This is a genomic window from Shewanella sp. MR-4 (genome assembly GCF_000014685.1).
Classification (GTDB): domain Bacteria; phylum Pseudomonadota; class Gammaproteobacteria; order Enterobacterales; family Shewanellaceae; genus Shewanella.
On the sequence record NC_008321.1, the window covers coordinates 1642141 to 1668315 of the forward strand.

Here is a 26175-nt window from a genome sequence, read left to right on the forward strand (position 1 = left end):
TTTATATCGTTGTCGCCTTGTCTGTGAGTTGTTCTTGGTGTTTTGGTGTTGCGGCTTTTAGAGCAGGACTATCGGTAAGCTACTGGGCTGTAATGGGATTTATACTGGGTCCCTTAGCGTTTCCACTCTTTTCTTCCCATAAACGTATTGCGTTAAGCAGAATGCGCCAGACTTCTGACGTTAGACTAATCGCTTAATGTAGATATGATTTTTCTTAAATATGACCAATAAAAAAGGAGCATTAGCTCCTTTTTTATTGGCATAGGCCGAGCGCTAGCAAAATGGCTCTAGGCTTTGTGGGCGGCATATTTCCGCTTATGGTGGAATTAATTCCACCAACCCTTTGCAGGGATCACTTCAAGGTGGTTTAAGCCTTCTGGTAATTTCACTTTTTTACGAACAGGCTTTGTGAAACCAAGTGCTTTTTTGATTGAATTTAACATAGACACTCTCCTTCACCTGATTAATGTTATGCAACTTCAGAGTTAATGAACTTTACGCAGGGATGACCAGCGACTTCAACAGATTTGAATTTGACTGCAGGGTGGCCAGCGACTTCAATTGGTTTGAATTTGACAGCAGGATGTCCAGCGACTTCAAATGGTTTGAATTTGACTGCAGGATGTCCAGCGACTTCAAATGGTTTGAATTTGACAGCAGGATGTCCAGCGACTTCAAATGGTTTGAATTTGACTGCAGGATGTCCCGCGACTTCAAATGGTTTGAATTTGACTGCAGGATGTCCTGCAACTTCAACTGATTTAAATTTCACAGCAGGATGTCCTGCAACTTCAACTGATTTAAATTTCACAGCTGGATGTCCGGCTACTTCAAATGGTTTGAATTTGACTGCGGGATGGCCTGCGACTTCAAATGGTTTGAATTTGACTGCGGGATGGCCTGCTACTTCAAATGGTTTGAATTTGACTGCTGGATGTCCGGCTACTTCAAATGGTTTGAATTTGACTGCGGGATGTCCGGCGACTTCAACAGATTTGAATTTGACTGCAGGATGGCCTGCAATTTCTTGAACAACTTTAATATTTTCTTCAAATGTTACAACTTCGTGAGAGGCTGTATTTTCATGGGTTGTTTCAATGGCAGTGGCAGTTGTTACAAAGCCGATGGTAGACAGTAATGCTGCAGCAGTTAGAATTCCTTTCATCATTTTATCTCTCAGGGTAGTTGATACTGTTTTATTTTTTGACACTGAACACCTTAATGCAGATGTTGTGCCAATGTTTCAAACTACCGTTGAGAGATAATTTAATGATCAAATAATGTTGTGGTGGGGCATGAATTTACTTCGATCATCTTGCAGCAATTGAGTAAATTCGGTTTCATTAATCGCTTTGCTAAAGATATAACCTTGTATTTCTTCGCAGTTAAGGGCGCGCAGGATATTTAGTTGTGCGGCTTGTTCAACACCTTCACCGACAACCGACAGACCCATATTGTGAGCGATGGTGATGATCGAATCGACCATCTTCAAATCTCGGTCAGATTTATCAATATCATCGACAAAGGCTTTATCGATTTTGAGCGTATGAATAGGGAATCGTTTTAAGTAAGAAAGCGAAGAGTAACCCGTACCGAAGTCATCTAACGCTAGACTAACCCCCATCTTCGCTAATTGTTGCATAACGGTTATAGCCATTTCTGGCTGCTTAATAACCGTCCCTTCGGTGATTTCGAGTTCAAGATGTGCTGCTGGCAATTGTGTTAACCGTAAAATAGCTTCAATTCGTTGCTGTAAATCGGGTAGGGCAAACTGACGTGACGATAAATTGACGGCGACTCTTCCTTTAAATAGCCCTTGTTCACGCCATTTCTGCGCAGCAAAACAGGCTTTCCTAAGCACAATTTCACCGATTTCGATAATGAGACCATTTTCTTCCGCAAGAGGAATAAAATCATTTGGTGGGACCAGTCCACGGGTGGGATGATTTAAACGGACTAAGGCTTCCATCCCCGCGACGTGACCACTTTTAAGATCGACTTTGGGTTGATAATACACCTCAAATAAATCTTCTTTTAATCCTTCACGAATTAGGTTTTCAATTTCTAATTGTTTAATCGCATGTTGGTTAAGGGATTCTGAGTAGAATTGGTAACAATTACCGCCGGCAGATTTAGCATGATACATGGCAATATCTGCTTTTCTCAGAAGTGCTTGCTCACTCTGTTCATCTTCAGGGTAGAAAACAATACCAATACTTACGCCCAAAACCAGCTGCTCATTGCCGATTTCAAATATGGTTTTAAAGGCTTCAATGACACGTCCTGCAATCGCGGCACAGGCACTAATGTCAGATGTTTTATCTAATACAATCGCAAACTCATCGCCACCTAGGCGATAGATGCTGGTGTTTTTAGGTACAACAGACTTAATTCTGACGGAAACGAGTTTGAGTAACTGATCACCAATTTGATGGCCTAATGAGTCATTGATACGCTTAAAATTGTCGAGGTCGAGTACCATTAAGGCATGGGTAATTTCTTTATTAACCAAGTTTCCTAATGTGACTTGCAAGTTTGAGCGATTAGGCAGCCCCGTTAATAGGTCATTGTTGGTGAGTTTACGAAGCTCTTCTTCTTGCTGTTTACGTCTCGATATATCAGAAAATACCCCAACGTAATGCGATAACTCACCTAATTCATCGTAAATGGCATCAATGGTGAGTTCCATATGGAAATGGCTCTTGTCACCACGGCTAGCTTCAACTTCGCTGGCCCAACGACCTTGTTGTTTTAACATGGTACGAATTTGATTAGTAAAGGACTCCGGATATAAATCGAAGGTAAGCAGATTACCAATAAAATCAGTTCGATTACGCTGAGAGATTCTACAGCACGCTTCGTTCACCTCAACAAATCGATATTCACTGTCGAGAATAAACATACCTTCGGAAATATTTTCAATGGCTTTTTCGAACAGTTTTAATTGTTCTTCCTTTTGCTTGAACTGGCTGATGTTTTTAATTGTCCCCGTCATCCGTAGCGCATTGTCTTTGTCGTCTCTTTCTACGATTTTCGCTCTGTCTAGGATCCAGATCCAACTATCATCTTTGCCTTTAACTCTATATGCCGCTTCAAAATGATCGGTTTCACCGTAGAAGTGTTTATTGAGCGCTTCTCTTACACGTTCTTGATCCATGGGATGAATATTACTTTCTTCATCACTGTTGCCAGAACGGTGACCATCCCTCGGAAATTCCAATGCCCCCCAAATATTCGAACGGAAAATATTGCCGGTCTCAATATCCCAGTCCCACATTTCATCGCCACTTCCCCATAAAGAAAGCTTTAGGCGTTCTTCGCTTAATGCAATTTGTCGTTGGATTTCTCGTTTGCGTAGGATTGCTTTGAAGATAAAGAGAGAGAAAAGCATTAAAATAATGAAATAAAATACTTTGGCTTGAGTTGAAGACCACCATGGAGGAGTAATAATGACAGTAACCTCCTTTACGGGGGATTGTTTACTGGAAAGAGAATTGACTGCATATACTTGAAACTGATATTTTCCAGGAGACAAATTTGTATATGTAGCTGAATTTGTTCCATTCGCCGATATCCATGTGTCAGAAAGGCCATACATCCTATAATGATAATCAGTAGACGAATCTTCTGACAGAGGTGAAATAAAGTTAAAGGAAAATGGGTAGTCTGAATATTTTAAGGTTATTTCATTAATAATTGAATTTTTGTTATTAAAGAAAATGCTATCATTTTCTTGTGGCACATTGAAAACTAGGAAGTCAGATATTTCTGTTTTGTTGATTTCTTTGTTTTTAATATAGTTTATGACATTTTTTGGGTGTAAAATACTAACACCATTTATTCCTGCAAGTAGAACATAACCATTCACATCTATTGCGCTCGGCGAATTGTATTCATACTGACTTCCGTTCGCAGTATTTAAAGTATATATTTTTTTACTTTTCTTTTCATATATAACTACTTCACCTAATGATGCAGCTATCACTAAGTCATTGTTATTTGTGATTGAATAAATTTCTTTTTTGTTGGTAAATACTTGGGAAACATTGTTGTTTTCTCTATTGTAAAACATTAGTGATGTAGATGTTCCAAAGTAAATGCCATCATCACCATCGACTATGCTATATGTTATTTCTTCCCCTAAATTTTGTAATAATCCATTCTCATACTTTTTGAAACCACCTTGGCCTGCTATGTAAATATCATTCAGTGTCACTAATTCAATATCGAAAATAGGCTCATTTTTTTGGGTGTCAATTATATTGGTTACTTCTTTATTTTTTATTATCAATACCTTACCATCTGATGTTCCAGCGGTTATGATAGAGTTATCTTTACTGCTAGATAAAGATGATATTGATTTTTTACTAATTAGTACTAGATTTTCTTTGTTCTTTAAAAACAAACCGGAATGAGTTCCAAAATATAATCCATCTTTATTAAGAATTGCATATTTGTAGCCTTGTGATTGAGTATCAAAGCTATTAATTCGGTTGAAATCCATATCGAACAGATCTATTCTTTCAGATTCAGATGATACAAGGAAACCCTGTGTATTTTTTGTAAGATGCCACGCATTGTCTTGTACTAAATTAGTTTGTTGTACTAAGTTGTTCACATTTTTTACAATGATAAATCCCTTATCAATAGTTCCTAGTACAAACATGTCCTCAGTTGCAAGGAATGAAGATATTTTGTCAGCTTTTTCTGAAGGAATAGAACCGATAGTGGTTCCATTAGAAACATTAATTATTTTGCCGTCATTAAAACCGTAAACTGTACTTTCGTACTTTGCGAATTGAGAAAATGATTCTTCAGTTATCTTTAGTGATTTATTTTCATTATACTCATATAATCCATTGCTGAGCGATACTATCACTTCACTTTGTTTTATTTCATCGAAATCTATAGTATGATTTGCTATTTCTTTTAATTCATCATTTGTCAAAGAAAATAATTTCCCTGCATAATCTCTTATGTAGTAAGTATCATTTACTTTGATGACCTTTTTTATTTCACCTAGTCCTTTACTTAAGAGTTCGTATGTTTTTTCTTTGTTACTTATATCGATTATTGAATTATTCGTGCCAACGATTAAGCTATTAGTAGATGAGTTGAGGCTCCAAATAGGGGCGTTTTTTGCTGATATACTATAAGGAGAGAATGAGTCTTTAAGTTTATCGTAAACAACTAAGCCGTTGTCTGTTCCAACATATAATAGACCTTGAGCATCAACGAGTAAGCTTCTAATAAAAGAACTAGGAAGACCTGTTCTAGGATCATTTGAATAGAAATGTCTGAAGTGTTTTCCATCAAAGCGGTTAAGTCCATTAAATGTCCCAATCCATAGATAGCCATCATGGTCCTGAACTATCGATGTAACAGTACTTTGGGAAAGCCCTTCTGGTACACCAAACGATTGTGACTGGAGAATAATAGGTGATTTATTTGAAAATGGAGATGCGTTTACGTCTTCTAATGCATGAATGCCAAAAAAAGCGATTAAGACGATTTTTAAGAGTATTTTCGGCATAGTGTTGTTCTTAGTATTGTCCGAGGATGCCATGAAACAATTGTGTTACATCACTTTTCCAGAAATACTTGCTTTTGTCAAAAGTGAGGATGTAAAAAATCCTTTGGATTGCAGATAGATGGCGTTGGATTTTGCATCCTTTTTCATCTATCAAGAGGATTGACCGCGTTTTGCATCAAATTTTTATACAAAGACAAGAGATACGACTAGGTAAAACCCGTAACACAGCGCTTTTGTTTGTTTAGTTCAAATTCTCAATTCATGATCTGATTTAAGATTACAGCCTAAAAATTGAACTTTTCAGTGTTTTGTTTAAAGAGTTTAAGATCGGTAATCATATTCTCTGATTTGAGCGCTGACTGCGCCGCATGGGCAGAACCTGTGCTAAAAAGCACGAGTCTATCGCTATGCTTAGTGCGCATTTTTCGCATCATAAACTTGATGAGATCTGGTCGAGTGAGTTTGTTGATTTCCGCGACCACTAATTCACGCTGATTAAACTGATAATCACGGTTGCCCACGCTCACCCAATAACGCTGGCCACGAGTTTTTAGGTTAGCATCATGCTCCATCACTTGATTGATGAGTCCCTGTTTGGTGCTTTCCCATTCTTCATTGGTAATTTGCATCACGGCATAATTAAAGTCCGCGATAAATTCATCAATAGCCTCTAATAAATGCAGTGGTCCCGTCGTCGGGGATTGAATATAGAAAATGAGTCCCGGATGGCGATTGAGTGGCAGATAACCTGTGCCGACCATGTAGCCCAATTGTTTTTCGGTACGTAGCTCATGGAAGAAGGTCGAAGACATAGTGTGATTGAGTAAGCTAAACAGCGCCATTTTCTCAGGTGTTGCTATAGCTGATTGATAATACACAATAATTGCACTGTCTTGATGATCTATTGCCAGTTCCCGAAGGAGGGTGCCTTGTCCTGTTAAGTTGATTAATTCTCGAGTCGACTCCGCGCTTGGGCTTGAGACGAGGGACAAGATATGTTCCAGTCGTTTCCCTAAGGCTTGCGCCTCTGATACAAGCCAATCGCCGTAAATCAGCCCTTCGAGGTAAATCTTCTCGTAAAAGGCGCGTACATGGTTATGGAGATCATTTAAGGTAATATTTTCAAGCAGCTGTGCCATACGAGCAGGCTCGTAGCTGCGTTTTTGCAACGTAGAGGTCAGACTAGTAAATAGCTGTGAAATGGGTTTGGCTTGCGCCAAGTTTTGCCAGCTACGCAGCAGCTGAGATTTAATTAACGCGAACCGTTCTTCAGTGAAATTACGTTCTCTCGCCTTTTGGATAAGTAAGGCTAGCAGGGTCTCTTGATTGCCCGTAAAACCAGATAGATGCAGTGTGATCCCGCCCTGATGGGGGTAAATGTTATAACTTAGTCCAGCAACTTCAGCCTGATAAGTTGGCTCAGTCAAATAATCGAGCAGCATCTCAACGTATAAGCGGGTGAGGGCAGCATGTTTTGGGGTTTTACTCGCCTGTTCCGAATCGAGCGATAGATACATATGGCCTTTCGGGACATTAAACTCATCGTCTTTTTTATGCCAAATCCGGTATCCTGTTGATTCAGCGACAATCACAGGCACGGCGACTTCACTTTTATCGGGGCGGGCAATGGAGTCTGCCACGATAAAGGGATTGGCTGCGGGCAATTGCAACTCAGGGCGAATTTGTGTCACTTGCCAACGGGCAAGGGATTCTGGTTTTATCGGTAAGACTTGATATGGCGTATGGTACCAATTGGCTTTACGGTCGGTCTTAACGGACTGTGCGATGAGTTGTAAGCGCATATTTTGCGGCGTCATTAAGTTCAATAGCTCAAGGGTTTCGTTAATATCTAAGCCATCCATGCGATAGTCACCAAAGACTAAGTCTTCCACTTCGTAGTGGTGCATGTTGATGCTTAAGTGGCTGGCTAAATCGAGGGATTTCACTTGCTCCTGATAGCGAAATGCCATCTTGAGCAGATTGGCTCGTTCTAAATAGCGCCAATCCTCAAGGCCTTGGTTTTTTATCAGCTCGATATACTCAAAGCAGCTGCACACAATATCGTCAATATTGGCCACGCCTTTGTCGGTCAGTTGCAGACCTATGCTGTAGTCCTTGAAGTTATAGCCATTGACTCCGCCGCCCGCGGAGAGATTATTCACTAACCCCTGTTCTTTAAGATACGACAGCAGGCTACCCTTACTCTCATTGCCGAGGATATGGCTAATGTAAGTCAGCGGCTTACGTTTGTAGTAGTGGTCGATGCCAGGGAAGTTAAAACTGATACTTAAACGCTTTTGTTCCTTTAAGGGGACAATATTGATTTGCTTAAGCAGTTCATTTTCTGAAAACAGCGGCACATCAGGATACTGTTTGACTAAGTTTAAGTTGCGGACCGCACTGAAATATTGGGCCGCAAGCGCTTGAAGATCATCTAACGGCATCGGGGCGACTAAACAGAGCGTCATTAAATTGGCACTGTAATGGCTTTGATAAAACGCCAATAGCTCGCTTCTGACCTGCGCCTGCTCTCCGCCAAGGGTGACTAAATTGCCGACAGAAAATTTCGAAAACGGATGCTGTTGATTGACGGTTTCTTTAAGCACTTGATAGGTGCGGCGGATGTCGTCCTTCAGCTTTAAACTAAATTCAGATTCAATCGCTTGGCGCTCCCTATCGACCAGGTCGAGGTCAAACTTGGGGGCGATAAAGAATTGGCTAAATCTGTCTAGGGAGCCGGCAAATACGTCGGCGTTGATGGTAAAAAAGAAATTGGTGTGCTCTGTGCCGGTCCACGCATTATTACTGCCTCCATGCTGATTGATAAAGGCATGATACTCACCGGAGTCAGGGAATTTTTCAGTGCCTAAAAAGAGCATATGCTCTAAAAAATGTGCCATACCGGGTCTATCCACAGGATCATCAAAATGTCCTACGGCCACCGCCATGGAAGCGGCGGCTTGGCTGGCGTCCAAATCTTCGACCAATAATACCCTGAGGGCATTATCTAACACGAGATAACGGTACTGACGATGATCGTTTGGACTTTTGTAAATAGACTGAGAGGCTTGCAAAGAGACACTCCGGTAACGATGGCTTGTTATATATTGATAGTCTTAATGGTTTTTGGCAAATATCTCTTGTGTTTATCGACTAAAGATTAACCCTTACAAGGTTTGTTGAAATCCATTTTAGGGCTACAATTGGGATAAAACAAAAACAAGTGTGGGTAGCGAGAGAAGTATGCAGCTATTTTTGATGCGACATGGTGACGCTGGATTTAATGCTCAGTCGGATAGGGACAGGACGCTTACCGATTTAGGAAGACACCATACTGTCTTAATGAGTAACTGGTTAGCCCGAAGTGTCAGCGATTTTGATCTTGTTTTGGTCAGCCCTTATTTACGTGCGCAGCAAACCTGGCAAGAATTGAGTCAACATTTCCCCGAGCCTCGCAAATGGCTGGTCGTGGATGATTTAGTGCCGTCAGGCGATCCTGCCAATGTAGCCGCCTTAATTGTTGCCTATGCCGAATTGTACAAGGCCGATAAAGTGCTGGTGATTTCCCATATGCCACTCTTGGGCTATTTGGTCAGCGAGCTAGTCGCGGGTGTTGAGCCGCCCTTGTTTGCCACCTCAGGAATTACTCTGATAGATAAACATGCCGAGCAGGCCAGCATTGTTTGGCAACATGCGCCCCACAGCATTAGTTAATTCATTCGATAAAACAAAGGGCTCACATTAGTGGGCCCTTTGTTTTTTAGAGGATAAATACGTCCATTAACGTCGATGCGGCTGGTCGCCAATATCGATAAGCACCAGCAGCGCCGCATCGCCACCCCATTCTTTAGGGGCCTGATGAAACGCTTTTACCATCGGATGTTGCACCAACCACATAGGCACCTGCTGTTTTAGTATGCCAGTGCCGTAACCGTGCATCACACAACAACATTGGCTTTGCTGTTTTACGCAGGCTTGAATGAGCGCCGCGAGCTCGAGTTTAGCCTCGGATTGGCGGTAACCGTGTAAGTCCAGCAATAAATCCGGTTGGTAATCGCCACGTCTTAAGCGTTTAAGCTCGAGACTATCGACACCCTCATCGAGCCAACGCATTGGCCCCTGAACGGGCAGCAGAGGTTGATAAGTATCTGAGAAATAACTGTTAGCATGCAGTTGCTGCTCTTTCAGTTCAATTTCCTGTTTGGTTTTTAGGGGCGTGCGAAAATGCCGCTTATCTTGGGCGATAGGTTTTATCCCCTCGATCAGCGCCGAAAACATCGCCATGCCTTCTTTATCATCGTCTTTATTCATGGCGGGTATTCTATTGAATCCTATGGTTTCTGAATAGAGTTCAGTTACAATGTTTGCGAACAAACAAGCGGGAGAGCGTTTTGGATAAGATCTTTGTAGATGAAGCTGTGACAGAGTTACGCACCATAGGTGACATGTTGCGTTGGGCGGTGAGCCGCTTTAATGATGCCAATGTGTACTATGGCCACGGGACGGATAACGCGTGGGATGAGGCTATCGCCCTAGTGTTTCATGCGTTGCACTTGCCCGAAGAAATCGGCCAGCAGGTGATTTTAAGTAACTTAACCAGCAGCGAAAAACACAAAATCGTTGAGCTGATCATTCGCCGCGTACGTGAACGTTTGCCTGTGCCTTATTTAACCAATAAAGCGCGCTTTGCTGGGCTTGAGTTCTATGTGGATGAGCGCGTATTGGTACCACGTTCACCTATCGCAGAGATGATTGCCAATCGCTTTGCTCCTTGGTTATACGGCAAACCCGTTAATCGTATTTTAGATTTATGTACTGGCAGTGGTTGTATCGCGATTGCCTGTGCCTACGAATTTGATGAGGCCGAGGTTGATGCGCTGGATATCAGTGAAGATGCCCTCGATGTGGCGCAAATCAACGTAGAAACCTTAGGCGTGATGGACAGAGTTTTCCCGATGCAATCGGATCTGTTTTCAGCCATTCCTGAAGGTCCACAATATGATTTGATTGTCTCTAATCCGCCCTATGTGGATGAAGAAGATATCGGTGATATGCCAGATGAATACCACCATGAACCTGCGATTGGTTTAGCTTCGGGTCGTGACGGCCTCGATTTAACCAAACGTATTTTAGCGAATGCAGCCCAATACCTGACACCAACAGGGATTTTAGTGGTTGAGGTGGGTAACTCTATGGTGCATCTGATGGAGCAATTCCCTGAAGTGCCTTTTACTTGGGTTAGTTTTGAACACGGCGGTGACGGTGTGTTTGTGCTGACTCGCGATCAACTGGTCGAACATCAATCGCTTTTTGCTATTTATCGCGACGCGCAATAATCACAATAAGCACATAAATTAGGTTGAGTCTTTTCCCGCTGCCAGTTAGGCTTGCAGCGGGAAAAAGAATTGTCCAGCCATTGCTGGGCGCGGAGCGATAAGCAAATCATTTAAGGTGTAAAAAGCGGATGTCTGGAAACAGTATTGGTCAAAATTTTGTGGTGACTACCTTTGGTGAAAGTCACGGTGTGGCGCTCGGTTGTATTATTGATGGTTGCCCTCCAGGGCTCGAACTCACCGAAGCCGATATGCAGCATGATTTAGACCGCCGTCGTCCTGGCACATCCCGTTATACCACCGCGCGCCGTGAGCCTGATGAAGTACGGATCTTATCCGGTGTGTTTGAAGGCAAAACCACAGGCACCTCCATTGGACTTCTGATCGAAAACACCGATCAGCGCAGCCAAGATTACTCCAATATCAAAGATTTATTCCGTCCAGGACACGCCGATTACACCTATCAGCAAAAGTATGGTCTGCGTGATTACCGTGGCGGTGGCCGCTCATCGGCCCGCGAAACCGCTATGCGGGTTGCGGCGGGTGCTGTGGCGAAAAAGTATTTAAAACAAGTGCATGGTATTAATATCCAAGGCTATATGTCTCAACTTGGACCGATTAGTGCCGAGACCCTCGATTTTAGTCAAATCGAGCAGAATGCCTTTTTCTTCCCCGATGCGAGTAAGCTCGAGGCGCTAGATGAATATATGCGCGAGCTGAAAAAATCCGGTGATTCCATTGGTGCCAAAATCTCTGTGGTAGCGACAGGTGTTCCCGTTGGACTGGGCGAACCCGTGTTCGATAGGCTCGATGCCGACATCGCCCATGCCTTAATGGGCATAAACGCAGTAAAAGGCGTTGAAATTGGCGATGGCTTTGGCGTTGTCACGCAAAAGGGCTCGGAAGGACGCGATTTAATGTCGCCACTGGGTTTTGAATCAAATCATGCCGGTGGCATACTCGGCGGCATTTCATCGGGTCAACCCATCGTCGCCCATATTGCATTAAAACCAACCTCGAGTATCAGTGTGCCGGGCCAAAGCATGACGGCCCAAGGGGAAATGGCGGAAGTGGTGACTAAAGGTCGTCACGACCCCTGTGTCGGGATCCGCGCGGTACCGATCGCCGAAGCTATGCTGGCGATTGTGTTGATGGATCATCTGTTAAGACACAGAGCTCAAAATCAGGATGTTTGCAGTCACACACCGATTCTCGGCATGAGATAGGTGCGATGAATGAGACAGTCTGCATGGAATAAAGATGCATAGCGGCTGTGTAATAAATGGAATGCGTTAATGCCAACAATCTCTAGCACAAGCCAGCAGTTACGCTGGCTATGTGCCTGTTATTTTTTCTTCTTTTCAATTCTCGGCACTATGATCCCTTACCTTGGGGTCTTCTTCGAAAACCGTGGATTTAACCCTCAAGAAATCGGTTTTTTGCTGGCGATTTTAATGGCGACCCGAATCGTGGCACCCAATGTGTGGGCTAAGGTGGCCGATCGCACTGGCATGCGCTCCGAATTGGTGAAGATGGGCGCGGGCGCCGCGATGCTGGCGTATTTGAGTTTCTTCTACCACGGTGGCTTTGTGTATATGGCGCTGAGCCTTGCGCTGTATACCTTCTTCTGGAACGCGATTTTGGCACAGCTTGAGGTGATCACCCTCGAAACCTTAGGTGAAAATGCCAGCCGCTATGGACAAATCCGCAGTTTTGGCAGCATTGGCTATATCTGCTTGGTGGTCGGTGCCGGTTTTGCCATCGGCCAATGGGGCACTGAGGTGTTGCCTTATATTGGTTTAGCCTTGTTTACAGGGATGCTGGTCAGCGCCTTGCCGTTGCCCGCGAATCGTGCCGTGCGCCCTCAAGGGCAGGAGCGGCAGCCGCTCAAATGGACTAAGCCCATTCTGTGGTTCATGGTATCGGCGATGTTATTACAGATGAGCGCTGGGCCTTTTTACGGTTTCTTTGTGCTCTATCTTAAGCAGGCGGGTTACACTGAAGCGGCCGCGGGGATTTTTGTTGCCTTAGGGGCAATGGCCGAAATCGTGATGTTTATGTTTGCGCCTCGCTTGCTTGGACGGTATGGCGTCAATACCTTGCTTGTCGTCAGTATTGCTATGACTGCCGTGCGTTGGTTGCTGGTCGCCTTCGGCGTTGAGAGCATGTTATTACTGGGCTTAAGCCAAGTGCTGCATGCGTTCACCTTCGGTTTGACCCATGCGGCCTCGATTCAGTTTGTGCACCGAAATTTTGATGCCAGTCATCGCAGTCAAGGACAAGCCCTGTATGCCAGCTTAAGCTTTGGGGTTGGCGGCGCACTCGGAACGTGGATTTGCGGTTATATCTGGGGGGATGGTAGCGGCGCTGTATGGTCTTGGGTATTTGCGGCGGCCTGTGCCTTTGCGGCCATGTTAGCGGTATTTTTGATCCCTAAGGATAGGCCGCAAGCAGTTGCTGCATAAGCTTATATTTTATTGTGAAAAATAACTCATTGTAAAAACTAGAATAATTAACAAGAGAGGTTAAGGTGATCCGGTTTCGTTTAGGCTTAGTCATCAATCCACTGGCGGGTTTAGGTGGTAGTGTGGGTCTTAAGGGTAGCGATGGTGTGGCAGAAGAAGCCCTTGCCTTAGGCGCCGAGCCCAAGGCGATAAAGCGTATGATGCAAGCCTTAGAAGTGATTGCCCCTTTTGCCAAAGATATCGAAATCATTACCGCCTCAGGTGTGATGGGGGAGGATGCTGCCAACGCCTTAGGTTTTAACACCCGTGTGGTGTATCAAACTCCGGATAAAACTCAAGCGATAGACACGCAAGCCGTTGTGCGTACCTTGCTGAACGAACCGTTAGATTTATTACTGTTTGCGGGGGGCGATGGCACGGCGCGCGATGTGTATAGCGTGTTTGAACAAGCCGTTATCGACGATAAATTACCCGTGCTTGGTGTGCCGGCTGGGGTAAAAATCCATTCGGGCGTTTACGGCATCACACCCCATGCTGCGGGCATGGTCGTGAAAATGTTGCTCGAAGGTGAGTTAGTCAGCCTGATGAGCGCCGATGTGATGGATATTGATGAAGTGGCCTTTCGCCAAGGCACGGTGCGCGCCAAACGGTTTGGTGAGCTGTTAGTGCCAGCAGAACCCCGTTATGTGCAAGCGGTGAAGATGGGCGGAAAAGAAGTCGATGAGCTCGTACTCGCCGACATTGCCGCCGATGTTATCCAGCAAATGGAAGATGAGCTGTATATTATGGGCTCGGGCAGCACGGTCGCCTTTGTGATGGAAGAACTTGGGCTAGATAACACCCTGTTGGGGGTTGATCTTATCCAAGATAAAGCCTTAGTGGCGAGTGATTTAACCGCCAAGCAGTTGCTTGACCTTACTCAAGATAAGCCGGCAAAACTGGTAATTACCTTGATTGGCGGGCAGGGGCATATTCTCGGTCGTGGCAACCAACAGTTGTCGCCAGAGCTTATCCGCCGCCTCGGTAAGGACAATATTATTATCCTCGCCACAAAAACTAAGCTAAAAGCACTTGAAGGACGCCCCTTAATTGTGGATAGTGGCGACCCTCAATTAGATCGTGAGCTTTGTGGCTATTACAAAGTGACGACGGGTTACCATGATTATGTGATGTATCAGGTGGCCAACCCCGACTATTCAGATTTATAGCACCGAGGGGCCAGCGGCCATTTGGGCGAAATACGTTATTGGAGAGTTTGACCCGATGTTAGAGCAGTATGAAGAAGCACTAGAACAGTGGATAGAGTCTGTAGTAAGCCATGGTGATGACGACGCCTTATTTGCCTGTGGTTATCTGCAAGGGCATGTGGCGGTGGTGTTATCGCAACTCGAAGACGAAGGCGAGAGTACGCTAGAAGCCTTGCTCGAAAAAATGACCGACTGTTTAGCCCTCGCGCGCCAAGAATTAAATGATGCCGATTTTGCATTAGTGGAAGCGGCGTGGACACAATTACATGGCAAGATTGTTAGTCATTTAGCGGCCTAATTGATGAGTACATCCACGACGACTTCGGTTGATTCCATGGCAAAACCTGAGGTGCAGCAAGCGGTTTATATCGGTCTAGTCAATCCGAAAACTCCGACCAATGTGGGCGGCATTATGCGCGCTTCGGGCTGTTATGGTGTCGATGCGGTGTTCTACACAGGCAAACGCTATGAGTATGCTGCCCGTGGGCCGCAGCAATATAACGCCGATACGCAGAGCGCCGCCGAGCGCATTCCGTTAACTGGGGTGGCCTCCCTACTCGATGCGCTCCCCTCTGACACTAAGCTGGTGTGCGTGGATTTAGTCCTAGGGGCGACACCCTTACCTGAATTTGTGCATCCCGAGAAAGCCTTTTATGTGTTTGGCCCAGAGGATGGCACCATTGGCCAAGAGATTATCGATAGAGCCGATGCCGTGGTGTATGTGCCTACGGTAGGGTGCATGAATCTGGCGGCCTCGGTGAACGTACTGCTTTACGATAGATTGGCGAAAGCCCATCGCGAGCAGCTATCAGCTCAAACCGAGTTCGATGGCGATGCCTTGATCCGCCAAAGTCGCGACAACAATAATCGCACCCGAGTAAAAACGACTAAGCAGGGGTCTTCGCTCTAGGGTTAACGCTTAATAGTTAATGCTCAGTCGAAATACAAAAAGGATTAAGCACTGCTTAATCCTTTTCTGTTTTGAGCAGCCAATTATTGGGGTGTTAAGAGGTAAGTCTGATTAGCACTCAATAATAAGCCTTGGTTTTTAATTTTCAGGTTTTTACTCAAACCGCGATGTTTATCTTCACTAAAGCACTTTTTACCAAAACGCTCTTTACTAAAGTGCTTTACCCTTTAGTAATTTGCGTAGCCACATCCGATTTGGGTTGAGTTTATTTAAGGTGGGCCAATCTAGTGGCAGCGGCTCACCGGTTAATTGTGCCGCTAAACATTCGGCCGCCAAGGGGCCAGAGCTTAATCCCCGCGACCCTAAGCCACCTAGGATATAAAGGCCATCGAGGATCGGAGCCGGGGTCGTTTGCCAATAATGCTTGCTTTGTTCGGCCTGCTGCTGATTGAGTTGATGCTGTTCATAGCGCGCCAATATTTCAGCCACATCGGGCGCACAGCCCATCATGGGGAAATGATCCCGCGTCACCATCCGCACGCCGACACGGGCGCTATTGTCGCTGATGTCGATATCGTCAACCCAGGCTTGGTTGGGGTAGCTTTCTTGCATTTTTCCGAGGTTTTCCCATTGCTCCTGTGGGCAAAAATCGAGGTGCTCCGCCGCTTTGACATAACTGGCGCCGAGGCAATGCAAGCCTTGATGACTCGGTGTGAGGTAACCGTTCGCGCATAACACTGTCGCCAGTTGGCTCAGCTTAAATTGGGCGGGGACGTGGCTCACTTGGCCGCGAAACGGGCTTATCTGTAATCGCTCACTGGCCGAAAATTGGGTGAGCTGCGCGCCATTGGCGAGCACGAGTTGGCGGAATGGTCCAAAACGCTGGCCTTGACTGTGGAGATACCAAGCCTTTGCATCACACTCGATTTCGGTGATCTCGGTATTGAAATGGCATTGCACATTGGCAAGCTGCGAGGCTTTATCTACCGCAGCCTTGGCGTATTCAAATGGGCATACCCAGCCCCCGAGGGGATAAAAAAATCCAGCCTTATCAATACCTATTTGAGCTATCTCGTTGGCTTCATTCGCATCAACGGCGTAGGCGATTTCCGCCGGCCAGTCCTGACTTTGGATGATTTTATCCAACCGTTGTTGGCTGCGCTCATCATGACCCGTTTGCAGTACCCCACAAAAGTCATGGGAAATCGCGGTAATAGTAGGGGCGGCTTCTGTCTCCATCATCGACGCATGGCTCAGCGCCTCGATGCGGCGGCGGCTGAACAAAAATGCCTGTTGGAAAAAACGACTCAGCTCATCATTTTCAGGCGTGAGCAGGGGGTAAATCGCCCCTTGGCGATTGCCGGATGCGCCTTGGCCTAACTCATTATCCTTACAAAACAATGTGCTACTTTGGCCTCGTTCGGCAAGGGATAGCATTAGGTTCGCCGATGCCAGTCCGCCACCGACGATAGCAATGGGATGGTCTTTAGTGGCGAGCGCTGTAGGTTTTGGGGTAAATGCCTGAGCGGTATCGGCTTGCTGGCGTAGCAGTTTGCGCTCATGGAGTAAAATCTCATCGGTGATAATATGGCTTTGCAGTGCATCACTTGCATCACCATTCAAGGCATCTTGGCTGACGTTAAGCGTGCTAAAGCCACTCTTGTGGGCAAGCTGTTGCAGGGTTTCAGCCAAATTGACCCCAATCAGCTGGGCATCATCGGTGCTCAAACGGGCCATTTGCCAGACTTGCTTGCCATTAAGCTGCGCCGCCAAATGCGGTAAAACCAGCCATTGCTGAATGGGATGATCAGCGCTGTGGGGCAGTTGACTGAGTGCTGTGTGTAGGTCGCCAAAATGCAAATCGACCGTGATACGGCCGTCATCAAAGATTAATCTCTGGCACCCTATAATGCGCGCAGGTTTTGCCTTAAGGATGGCATTGGCAATCGGTTGTAAATGAGACTTGGAAATTAAGCTTTGCGATTGATCCCAAAGTAATTTAAGTTCGTAATCGTTAATGGGATTAGGCTCAAACACTTTGACTAACAGTCGTGTGTTGCCCTGAGTCTGAGTCTGCGTTTGCCAGTGTTGTAGTAGAGAGAGCAGCTCGAGTCCATCGCCCAATCCCCATTGCCCCATGACGCACAAGCCCTGAATGGGCTGGGTTGATTGCGTCGTTAAGCGTGAGAGTCGAAGGCGAGTTAAATTGTCCAGAGACTGTGCAGTAGTCAACGCGCATGGGGGATAAAGGTTGATCAATTGCGGGTAATCACGCTTAAATTGGCAAGATTTTTGGGGCTTAGCAGTCAAAGAAATATACTCTCGGTCTCATATTAGGCATTATTTTACCCGCCTTTATGGAAAGCTGACCACTTAATTGAAGCAAAACAGATACTATTGGCTCAGCAAAAAGTAGGTACTGACATGTACACAATGGATAGCAATAAAATGAAAAGAGTCGTGATCACCGGAATGGGTGTTGTTTCAAGTATCGGTAATAACAAGCAAGAAGTGACTGAGTCACTTAAAGCGGGCCGTAGTGGTATTACACATTCCGCTCAGTTTGAAGAAATGCAACTACGCAGTCATGTATGGGGCAATATCAAATTAGATCCTTCTGAGCTGATTGACCGTAAAGCGCTGCGTTTTATGGGCGATGCTGCGGCATATGCTTACATTGCAATGCAAGAAGCCATTAAGGATGCTCAGTTAACTGAAGAGCAGTATTCAAATCCTCGTGTAGGTTTGATTGTGGGCACAGGCGGCGCTTCGTCTTCTAACCAAGTTCAAGCTGCGGATATTCTGCGCGAAAAAGGCGTAAAACGCGTGGGTCCTTATATCGTGCCACGCATTATGTCGAGCACGGCCAGCGCGTGTTTGGCAACTCCCTTCAAAATCAAAGGCATGAACTACTCAATCAGTTCAGCATGTGCGACCAGTGCTCACTGTATCGGTCACGCCGTTGAACTTATCCAAATGGGTAAGCAAGATATGGTGTTTGCGGGCGGTTCGGAAGAAGTGGATTGGACCCTGACCATGGGCTTCGATGCGATGGGCGCGCTGTCGACTAAGTACAACGACACTCCAGAAAAAGCCTCTCGTACCTATGATGCGGACCGTGATGGTTTCGTGATCTCCGGTGGCGGCGGTATCTTAATCGTTGAAGAGTTAGAGCACGCTCTGGCTCGTGGCGCGAAGATTTACGCTGAAGTGATTGGTTATGGCGCATCATCAGACGGTTACGACATGGTTGCCCCGTCTGGCGAAGGTGCGGTGCGTTGTATGCAAATGGCTCTGGCCGATGTGGACACGCCAATTGATTACATCAACACTCACGGTACTTCTACCCCAGTCGGTGACGTGCGTGAATTAGAAGCCCTGCGTGAAGTCTTTAAAGACAAGTGCCCACCAGTTGCATCGACTAAGTCCATGACTGGCCATGCCTTAGGCGCGGCGGGTGTACACGAAGCCATCTACAGCTTGATCATGATGGAAAACAGCTTTATTGCTCCTAGCATCAACATCGATAACTTAGATGAAGCCGCGAAAGACATGCCAATCGTGCGTGAATACCGCGATGCAGAGCTGAACACTGTGATGAGCAACAGCTTTGGTTTTGGTGGCACTAACGCAACATTAGTGATGCGCAAATATAAGTAAGCCATTATTTTCGTTAAAAAAGGAAGCCTAGGCTTCCTTTTTTATTGGCTGAAATTCAGAAATACCAATCACATTAAATATCTAATTCAGTTCAGAGCCTCTCCGGCATCTCAATCCAAGGAGAATTGATGCAGAAATGGTTATTCCCTTTTAAGTCAATGTAACGAAATAATGGGATGCCTGTGTGGCTCCCGAAGGGCGGGTTTCAACGCGCTTTATACTGCGTTTAAGGCTTTCGACAGAGCACCACTATGCCTTCAAGCCTTCGCCTTGTCTAAAGCGTGTTGAACTCCCGCTGAATGAACAGATATTTAATACGATTGGTATAATGCGACTCAGGGATTGGGATTTATCTCTAGAGTCTTGTTAGAATCCTGAATATCTTGATATTGCTGTTTATCAGAAAGGTCCCCATGAAGATTGTTGTCGATGAAAATATGCCCTATGTCGAACCCTTATTTGGGGCGTTAGGCGAGATAATCCCAGTCAATGGCCGCACGCTAACGCCCGAGCAGGTGCAAGATGCCGATGTGCTACTGGTGCGCTCGGTCACTCGAGTCAATGCCGCATTGTTAGATGCCAATCCAAAGCTTAAGTTTGTCGGCAGCGCCACTATAGGGACGGATCATGTGGATCTGGCCTACCTTGCAAGGCGTGGTATTCCCTTTTCGAATGCACCCGGCTGTAATGCGACCGCAGTCGGGGAGTTTGCCTTTATTGCGATGTTAGAACTGGCGGCGCGGTTTAACTCGCCGCTCAAGGGCAAAGTTGTGGGGATTGTCGGCGCGGGCAATACTGGCAGCGCGACGGCCAAATGCCTCGAAGCCTACGGCATTAAGGTATTACTCAATGACCCCATCAAAGCGGCCGAGGGCGATCCCCGTCATTTTGTAAGCCTTGAGACTCTATTACACCAAGCGGATATCATCAGCCTACATGTGCCCATCACTCGCAGTGGCGAGCATAAGACGCTGCATTTATTCGATGAAGCACGCCTGATGAGTCTTAAACCCAATACCTGGCTGGTGAACTGTTGCCGTGGTGATGTAATTGATAATCAAGCCTTAATTAAGGTTAAGCAGCAAAGGGATGACCTTAAATTGGTGCTCGATGTATGGGAAGGGGAGCCGCATCCCATGCCTGAGCTGGTACCTTTTGCTGAGTTTGCGACTCCGCATATCGCCGGTTACAGCTTAGAAGGTAAGGCCCGTGGCACTTTTATGCTGTACCAAAAGTTGTGTGAGTTGTTAGCCATTCCGGCCAACAAACGCTTATCCGAGCTCTTGCCGCCATTTCATTTTAAGGCGGTCGAACTCGAACAAACTCCCGATGAAAAAGCCTTATTACAGCTCGCAAGATTCGTCTACGACCTGCGTGATGACGATGCCGTATTCCGAAATGGCTTTGCAAAGGAGAATGGCTTCGACATTATGAGAAAAAATCACAAACATAGACGAGAATTTAGTGCATTGGCGCTGGCTTATCACGGCCAATCTGAGGTAGATTGGTTGTCCAATTTAGGTTTTTCAGGAGTCGGTCGGTAATTATGTCGCAGGAATTTAATGTTGTCGTTTTAGGTGCATCGGGCGCAGTGGGTCAAACTATGATTGAGATCCTCGAAGAGCGTAACTTCCCGGTAGCGAACTTATACCCTTTAGCCAGTAGCCGTAGCGCCGGTGAAACGGTCAGCTTCCATGGCAAACAAGTTACCATTTTGGACGTCGAAACCTTCGATTGGAGTCAAGCACAAATAGGCTTTTTCTCTGCCGGTGGCGATGTGTCGGCCAAGTGGGCGCCTATTGCCGCTGAAGCGGGTTGTGTGGTGATCGATAACACTTCGCACTTCCGCTACGACATTGATATTCCATTGGTTGTGCCTGAGGTTAACCCCCATGCTATTGCCGATTTCCGCAACCGTAACATCATCGCCAACCCGAACTGCTCGACCATCCAAATGCTGGTGGCACTAAAACCGATTTACGACACTTACGGTATCAGCCGTATTAACGTTGCGACCTACCAGTCTGTCTCTGGTACAGGTAAAAAGGCGATTGAAGAGCTGGCAAAACAATGCACTAAGTTGCTGCAAGGTCTGCCTGCTGACGCTGAAGTTTATCCAAAGCAAATCGCGTTTAACGTATTGCCGCAAATCGATAAATTTATGGATAACGGCTACACCAAAGAAGAAATGAAAATGGTCTGGGAAACCCAGAAGATTTTCGGTGATGACGAAATCCTCGTCAACGCAACGGCCGTGCGTGTGCCTGTCTTCTATGGCCACTCAGAAGCCGTACATATCGAGACGCGTCAACCTGCTGATGCAGAAGATATTAAAGCTTTGCTGCGCGATGCCGAAGGAGTGGTATTGTTCGAATCCGATGACGAATATCCAACGGCAGTGACCCATGCAGCGGGTACCGATCCAGTCTATGTGGGCCGTGTGCGTAAGGATATCTCCCATTCTCACGGTATTAACCTTTGGGTGGTGTCGGACAATATTCGTAAAGGCGCAGCCTTAAACAGTGTGCAAATTGCTGAGATTTTAGTGAGAGATTATTACTAAGTCTTTAGTCGCAATTGATGCCCAATGAAAAAGCCTGCTGCCAGCAGGCTTTTTTTGTTTTACAATTGTGAACAGTAGCAGGGCTGGGATTTCTAGTTTATAGTAATCTCAATAAATACAATTGCCTAAAGCCTGTTATCAGCGAGATAACTTAAATAGCGCTTCAAAGGGAAGGATTGATGAAATTTCGCACTTCGTATCTTGTGGGCCTGATGGCCACCGTTTTAGCTGTTTCTTCCACGACCTCTTTTATTGATCCTGCGATAGCTGCTGATACTCCCAAAATAAAACCTTTAAAAATCATGGGGCCAGACGGACAGATCCGCCAGGTCAATCATCAATATGGACCAACGACCTCTAAGGACACTTTCTGGAGTATTGCGCAAAAAGTCCGTCCCGACGCCAGTGTCAGTGTTTATCAGGTGATGGCCGCAGTATTTGATGCAAACCCCCATGCGTTTAACTCCGACAGTTACAACAGCCTCGAACGTGGCATGATTTTGCTGATCCCTTCGAAAGAAGTGATGCTCGCCATCCCCAATAGTTTGGCCATTGCCCGCGCCGAGCGCAGCGATAAGCAGGCTCGTTCTGGTGCTAAAGCCACGCCTAAGGCAGAAACCAAACCTGCGACTAAGCCAGCTGCACCGACTCAGACCGTCGCACAGCCTAAACCTAAGGTGGAGACGCCACCTAAGGCCGAGGTGAAGCCCGAAGCGGCGAAAGTGACCAATACCGAAGTGGCTGCGACGCCAACCGCGCCTAAGATGGTGAGCTCGGATATCAATGCACGCCTCGAAGCGGCGGAGAGCAAGAATTTATCCCTGACCGATGAGTTAGCCAGAGCGCAAGATCAACTCGCGGTGAGAAATACCGATGTTGAGACACTCAAAGCTAAGGTTGAAGAATTAAATCAACAGATTGCGGTATTAGAAGAAACCCTACAGGCCAGCAAGAAGCAAAACCTTGCACTTAAAGCCGAGGTTGAGGCCGCGCAAACGCCAGAGACCGCGACCACAGACGAGCCTGCCATGCCAGCAGAGCCAGATGATCTGTGGCGTAACCTGATGAGTAATCCACTGCTCCTCGTTGCAGCGGCGGTGATCCCCGCATTATTGCTACTGGTCCTCGTTTTCTGGCTATTACGCCGTAAACGTAATAAAGAACGTCGTGAGCTTGAATCACAGCAGGCGGCTATGATGGCCGCGGGTGCGGCTGGCGTGGCGAGTGCGTCCGTACTGGCGATGGACGATGACGACCTCGGCGACATGGCGGTGCATTTAGATACTGACCATGCTGATTCGATCGACAGCTTACTCGATGTCGGCAGTGTCGACCTGCAACCCGAGCAGGACATGACAGATAGCCATGAACAGATGGACATGGCATCAGAAATGTTTATTGACCCTGGTGTCAGCACTGAGCCAGAACCACAATTTGAAGAGGATGAAGGCCAGTCTCTGGATGATCTCTGGGCAGAGGCCATGGGGGACCAAGAGGAAGCCGAAGCCTTTGCCGAAGAAAAAGCTCCATCCGGCAATATTATTGAGGAAGAAGACCTCGATGCACTGCTGGCCGGATTGGGCGCTGATGAAGAAGATACCCCACAGGAAGCTCAAGCTTCCGCAGCGGGGCTTGACGATCTTGACGAATTAGCCGGTTTTGATTTACCTGCAGAACCTGCGCCAGATACAGAGGATGAAGATTTAGCCGCAGCCATTGCTGCCGAACTAGATTCTGGACTAGGCGCTGACTTAGCCACAGAGCTGGACGCTGAGCTTGAAAACGATGCAGCGCCAGCTGACGATGATATTGATGCGTTACTCGCTGGCTTTAATCAGCCAGAGATGAAAGAGACTGCCGAAGTTGCCGATGAGGACCTCGATGCCTTATTGGCCGATTATGACAAGGCGCCAGCAGAAGCCACAGATGATCTCGGCGATGAAATTGCCGCCGAATTGGATGATGACTTAGCCGAGTTGGGGGTTGCGCAAACCGATGATATCGATGCCTTGCTGGCCGATTTTGATAAACCCGCCGCGCCAGAACCCGATTTAAGCGATGAAATTGCTGCTGAGCTCGATGATGATTTGAATGACATTGACGTGAGCGGCTCTGATGATATTGATGCGTTACTTGCTGGCTTAGATGCTCCCGCGCAGCCCGATCCTGAAGTCGCCGCGGCGATTGCCGCCGAGTTGGATGATGAACTTGCTCCCGACTTACCAACGAGCGATGAAGACCTCGACCAGTTATTGGCAGGCTTTAACACGCAAGAAGCGCTCGTCGAAGAGGCCGTTGTCGACGATACCGTTGCCGAGGATATGGCTCACGCTGAAGCCGCCCTTGAGCGCGATGACATTGCCGCCGAACTCGAAGCCGCATTACCTGAAGACTTGTCAACGGCAGAGGACGACCTCGATTCTTTATTAGCCGAGTTCGATGTGCCTGAACAAGCCGAGGCGGATGCCGACGACTTTAACTTCGACTTAGAAACCACCCATGTCGAGCCAGAAGAAAAAGACGAGGAAGAAGATTTACTCAAGGGCATTGGTGCCGCCGCCCATGCCATTGATGGCACGGACGATACCTTCGAACTGAGCGAAGAGATTGCGGATAACCAAGACAGTTCGGATAACAGTGCCGATGACGCAGCCACAGAGCCTAAGTTTACAGGCTTTGATGAAGATACTGACGATATCGCACCTGCTCTTGGTGCCGCTGTCGCCGCATCTGCCGTGGCGGCCGCCGCGAGTGCGAAGGAAAAAGAGTCATCTTTCTTCAATGACTTAAAGGCCAATAAGAGTAAGGATCCCCATGTTCTCGATTGGGATACCGAACTTAATTTTGCGCCTACGCCTGAAGCGAAAACGCCGGTCAAACCCGAAAGCGATTTGCCTTTAGATCCGGTACCAGTGCAGGGCACGTCGCGTAAACCGCTAGAGTTTGCGCCAGATGCAAAGCCTGAGGTTGATGCCAAAAATACGGCTGCGAGCACTGAGTTTAACCTCGACGATGAGCTGGATTTAGGCCGCGAGTTCGATTTAAAAGACGATACTGATGATGTCGATTTAAGCGATGACAGCGTACTTGCCGCCTTTAGCACCAATACCGAACTCGAAGAGGAAGAGATATTAACCCCTGAGGACAGCTTTGCCCTCGATGACGAGCATACGCTCACCGTAGATGAGGCTCTAGCGGCGCTCGATGCGCAGGAGTCGCGCAAGACGAAGAAATTTGTCCCGGAGCATGATTTAACCAACTTCCAAAACGAGCATGGCTATATCGATATCGAAAAACTGCTTAATGATGCCGAGCAGGATAGCGCTGAGACAGATCTCTATCCCGAAATGGATGTTGAGATGAGTGATGTGGGCGCCCTGATTGGCGATGCCGCCATGATCGACGTGGACGATGAGGAAAACTCGGTCAATGCCAAGCTCGATTTAGCCCGTGCCTATATCGAAATCGATGACAGCGACAGTGCCAAAGCATTGCTACGGGAAGTTCAAATCGACGGTAACGAGCGTCAGCAAGAAGAAGCTGCCCGCTTACTTAAAGAGATGGGTTAATCCTTAAGGGGCTTGATTTCACACTAACGGCGCGCAGAGCGCCGTTTTTTTTATGGGCTGCTGTGATAAAATGCGCCGCTAAATTAACTGTGAGGATGTGCGGATGCGGATTGCATTAGGTATTGAATATGACGGAAGTGGTTATTTCGGTTGGCAGCGTCAGGCCGAAGTCGATTCAGTACAAGGGCAATTAGAACAAGCCTTATCTAAGGTGGCGAATGAACCCATCAGCTTGTTCTGTGCGGGGCGAACCGATGCCGGCGTTCATGCGACTGGGCAGGTGGTGCATTTCGAGACTAACGCCATACGCAACGAAGGCGCCTGGACCTTAGGGGTGAATGCCAATTTACCCGATAATATCGCCGTTCGTTGGGCTAAAGAGGTGGATGACAGTTTCCATGCCCGCTTTTCAGCCACGGCCAGACGTTATCGCTATGTGATTTACAATCATAATTTTCGCCCCGGGATCCTACGTCACGGCGTGAGCCATTACCACGGTGATATCGACGCTGATAAAATGCATGTTGCAGCGCAGGCGCTGCTCGGTGAGCAGGACTTTACCAGTTTTCGTGCCGTCCAATGCCAATCGAAAACCCCGTTTCGCAATGTGCACAGCGTCAAAGTGACGCGTCAGGGCATGTATGTGATTGTCGATATTTCTGCCAACGCCTTCTTGCACCATATGGTGCGAAACATTGTCGGCTCCCTGCTGGAAATTGGCCTAGGCAACCAGCCGCTGACTTGGATGGCGGATTTACTGGCCCTTAAAGACCGAAATCAAGCGGCGGCCACCGCCAAACCCAATGGACTCTATTTAGTCGATGTGACCTATCCCGAGCAGTATCAACTGCCGAAGTTGGCTTTAGGGCCATTGTTTATGCTGGATTAATCGCCG

General features: G+C 46.8%; 18 protein-coding genes. 13 read left to right on the forward strand and 5 right to left on the reverse strand.

All coding sequences use genetic code 11. The features are described 5' to 3' along the window. Window positions 1-469: 469 nt before the first annotated feature. The 3 genes from SHEWMR4_RS07445 to SHEWMR4_RS07455 all read right to left on the reverse strand — a co-directional run bounded on the left by SHEWMR4_RS07445 (window position 470) and on the right by SHEWMR4_RS07455 (window position 8607). Entirely contained in the window at window positions 470-1210 is a 741-nt protein-coding gene (locus tag SHEWMR4_RS07445; protein ID WP_011622193.1) for a hypothetical protein, read from the reverse strand. Between the two features lie 63 nt (window positions 1211-1273). Beyond that, on the reverse strand, window positions 1274-5533 hold the full coding sequence (locus tag SHEWMR4_RS07450) for an EAL domain-containing protein (protein ID WP_041408738.1): 4260 nt from the start codon (window positions 5531-5533) through the stop codon (window positions 1274-1276). A gap of 284 nt (window positions 5534-5817) precedes the next feature. Further along, a complete protein-coding gene (locus SHEWMR4_RS07455; protein WP_011622195.1) occupies window positions 5818-8607 on the reverse strand; it encodes an insulinase family protein in 2790 nt (929 codons plus the stop codon). A 169-nt stretch (window positions 8608-8776) separates the two neighbouring features. On the opposite strand from SHEWMR4_RS07455, the gene sixA reads away from it, so the two are divergent. Further along, a complete protein-coding gene (gene sixA / locus SHEWMR4_RS07460) occupies window positions 8777-9247 on the forward strand; it encodes a phosphohistidine phosphatase SixA (protein ID WP_011622196.1) in 471 nt (156 codons plus the stop codon). 66 nt (window positions 9248-9313) lie between these two features. On the opposite strand, the gene smrB is transcribed toward sixA, so the two are convergent. Further along, window positions 9314-9844 carry an endonuclease SmrB gene (gene smrB / locus SHEWMR4_RS07465; RefSeq protein WP_011622197.1) on the reverse strand — a complete coding sequence of 177 codons (531 nt, stop codon included), beginning with the start codon at window positions 9842-9844 and terminating at the stop codon, window positions 9314-9316. 80 nt (window positions 9845-9924) lie between these two features. On the opposite strand from smrB, the gene prmB reads away from it, so the two are divergent. The 6 genes from prmB (at window position 9925) to SHEWMR4_RS07495 (ending at window position 15488) form a co-directional block, all read left to right on the forward strand. Beyond that, complete coding sequence (gene prmB / locus SHEWMR4_RS07470; protein ID WP_011622198.1) at window positions 9925-10869, forward strand: 50S ribosomal protein L3 N(5)-glutamine methyltransferase; 945 nt, start codon at window positions 9925-9927, stop codon at window positions 10867-10869. A 128-nt stretch (window positions 10870-10997) separates the two neighbouring features. Then, entirely contained in the window at window positions 10998-12092 is a 1095-nt protein-coding gene (aroC, locus tag SHEWMR4_RS07475) for a chorismate synthase (protein WP_011622199.1), read from the forward strand. A gap of 69 nt (window positions 12093-12161) precedes the next feature. Next, window positions 12162-13331, forward strand: a complete 1170-nt coding sequence (locus tag SHEWMR4_RS07480; RefSeq protein ID WP_011622200.1) for an MFS transporter — start codon at window positions 12162-12164, stop codon at window positions 13329-13331. Between the two features lie 65 nt (window positions 13332-13396). After that, window positions 13397-14539 (forward strand): ATP-NAD kinase family protein, encoded by a 1143-nt coding sequence (locus tag SHEWMR4_RS07485; protein ID WP_011622201.1) that lies wholly within the window; start codon window positions 13397-13399, stop codon window positions 14537-14539. Between the two features lie 55 nt (window positions 14540-14594). Next, complete coding sequence (locus tag SHEWMR4_RS07490) at window positions 14595-14876, forward strand: YfcL family protein (RefSeq protein ID WP_011622202.1); 282 nt, start codon at window positions 14595-14597, stop codon at window positions 14874-14876. A gap of 3 nt (window positions 14877-14879) precedes the next feature. Then, the gene (locus tag SHEWMR4_RS07495) at window positions 14880-15488 is read left to right on the forward strand and encodes an RNA methyltransferase (RefSeq protein ID WP_011622203.1); all 609 of its coding nucleotides are present in this window, start codon (window positions 14880-14882) and stop codon (window positions 15486-15488) included. Between the two features lie 210 nt (window positions 15489-15698). Here the strand turns inward: SHEWMR4_RS07495 and SHEWMR4_RS07500 are convergent, their stop codons facing one another. After that, entirely contained in the window at window positions 15699-17798 is a 2100-nt protein-coding gene (locus SHEWMR4_RS07500) for a bifunctional tRNA (5-methylaminomethyl-2-thiouridine)(34)-methyltransferase MnmD/FAD-dependent 5-carboxymethylaminomethyl-2-thiouridine(34) oxidoreductase MnmC (protein ID WP_041408739.1), read from the reverse strand. Window positions 17799-17936: 138 nt separating this feature from the next. Here SHEWMR4_RS07500 and fabB point away from each other — a divergent pair, with 138 nt between their 5' ends. The 6 genes from fabB (at window position 17937) to truA (ending at window position 26169) form a co-directional block, all read left to right on the forward strand. Then, window positions 17937-19148, forward strand: a complete 1212-nt coding sequence (gene fabB / locus SHEWMR4_RS07505) for a beta-ketoacyl-ACP synthase I (protein ID WP_041408740.1) — start codon at window positions 17937-17939, stop codon at window positions 19146-19148. Between the two features lie 184 nt (window positions 19149-19332). Further along, complete coding sequence (locus SHEWMR4_RS21075) at window positions 19333-19518, forward strand: hypothetical protein (RefSeq protein WP_083757887.1); 186 nt, start codon at window positions 19333-19335, stop codon at window positions 19516-19518. A gap of 43 nt (window positions 19519-19561) precedes the next feature. Next, window positions 19562-20692, forward strand: coding sequence for a 4-phosphoerythronate dehydrogenase (locus SHEWMR4_RS07510; RefSeq protein ID WP_011622206.1), 1131 nt, complete (start codon window positions 19562-19564; stop codon window positions 20690-20692). 2 nt (window positions 20693-20694) lie between these two features. Beyond that, window positions 20695-21711 (forward strand): aspartate-semialdehyde dehydrogenase, encoded by a 1017-nt coding sequence (locus SHEWMR4_RS07515; RefSeq protein ID WP_011622207.1) that lies wholly within the window; start codon window positions 20695-20697, stop codon window positions 21709-21711. A gap of 179 nt (window positions 21712-21890) precedes the next feature. Beyond that, window positions 21891-25280 carry a FimV/HubP family polar landmark protein gene (locus SHEWMR4_RS07520; protein WP_011622208.1) on the forward strand — a complete coding sequence of 1130 codons (3390 nt, stop codon included), beginning with the start codon at window positions 21891-21893 and terminating at the stop codon, window positions 25278-25280. A 103-nt stretch (window positions 25281-25383) separates the two neighbouring features. Then, window positions 25384-26169, forward strand: coding sequence for a tRNA pseudouridine(38-40) synthase TruA (truA, locus tag SHEWMR4_RS07525; RefSeq protein WP_011622209.1), 786 nt, complete (start codon window positions 25384-25386; stop codon window positions 26167-26169). The last annotated feature ends 6 nt before the right edge of the window (window positions 26170-26175 follow it).

Coding starts and splice junctions, on each gene's coding strand:
- sixA (WP_011622196.1), top strand. CDS start 8,777: ATGCAGCTATTTTTGATGCGACATGGTGACGCTGGATTTAATGCTCAG.
- SHEWMR4_RS07450 (WP_041408738.1), bottom strand. CDS start 5,533: ATGCCGAAAATACTCTTAAAAATCGTCTTAATCGCTTTTTTTGGCATT.
- SHEWMR4_RS07480 (WP_011622200.1), top strand. CDS start 12,162: ATGCCAACAATCTCTAGCACAAGCCAGCAGTTACGCTGGCTATGTGCC.
- SHEWMR4_RS07490 (WP_011622202.1), top strand. CDS start 14,595: ATGTTAGAGCAGTATGAAGAAGCACTAGAACAGTGGATAGAGTCTGTA.
- SHEWMR4_RS07510 (WP_011622206.1), top strand. CDS start 19,562: ATGAAGATTGTTGTCGATGAAAATATGCCCTATGTCGAACCCTTATTT.
- SHEWMR4_RS07515 (WP_011622207.1), top strand. CDS start 20,695: ATGTCGCAGGAATTTAATGTTGTCGTTTTAGGTGCATCGGGCGCAGTG.
- SHEWMR4_RS07520 (WP_011622208.1), top strand. CDS start 21,891: ATGAAATTTCGCACTTCGTATCTTGTGGGCCTGATGGCCACCGTTTTA.
- truA (WP_011622209.1), top strand. CDS start 25,384: ATGCGGATTGCATTAGGTATTGAATATGACGGAAGTGGTTATTTCGGT.
- fabB (WP_041408740.1), top strand. CDS start 17,937: ATGAAAAGAGTCGTGATCACCGGAATGGGTGTTGTTTCAAGTATCGGT.
- aroC (WP_011622199.1), top strand. CDS start 10,998: ATGTCTGGAAACAGTATTGGTCAAAATTTTGTGGTGACTACCTTTGGT.
- SHEWMR4_RS07495 (WP_011622203.1), top strand. CDS start 14,880: ATGAGTACATCCACGACGACTTCGGTTGATTCCATGGCAAAACCTGAG.
- smrB (WP_011622197.1), bottom strand. CDS start 9,844: ATGAATAAAGACGATGATAAAGAAGGCATGGCGATGTTTTCGGCGCTG.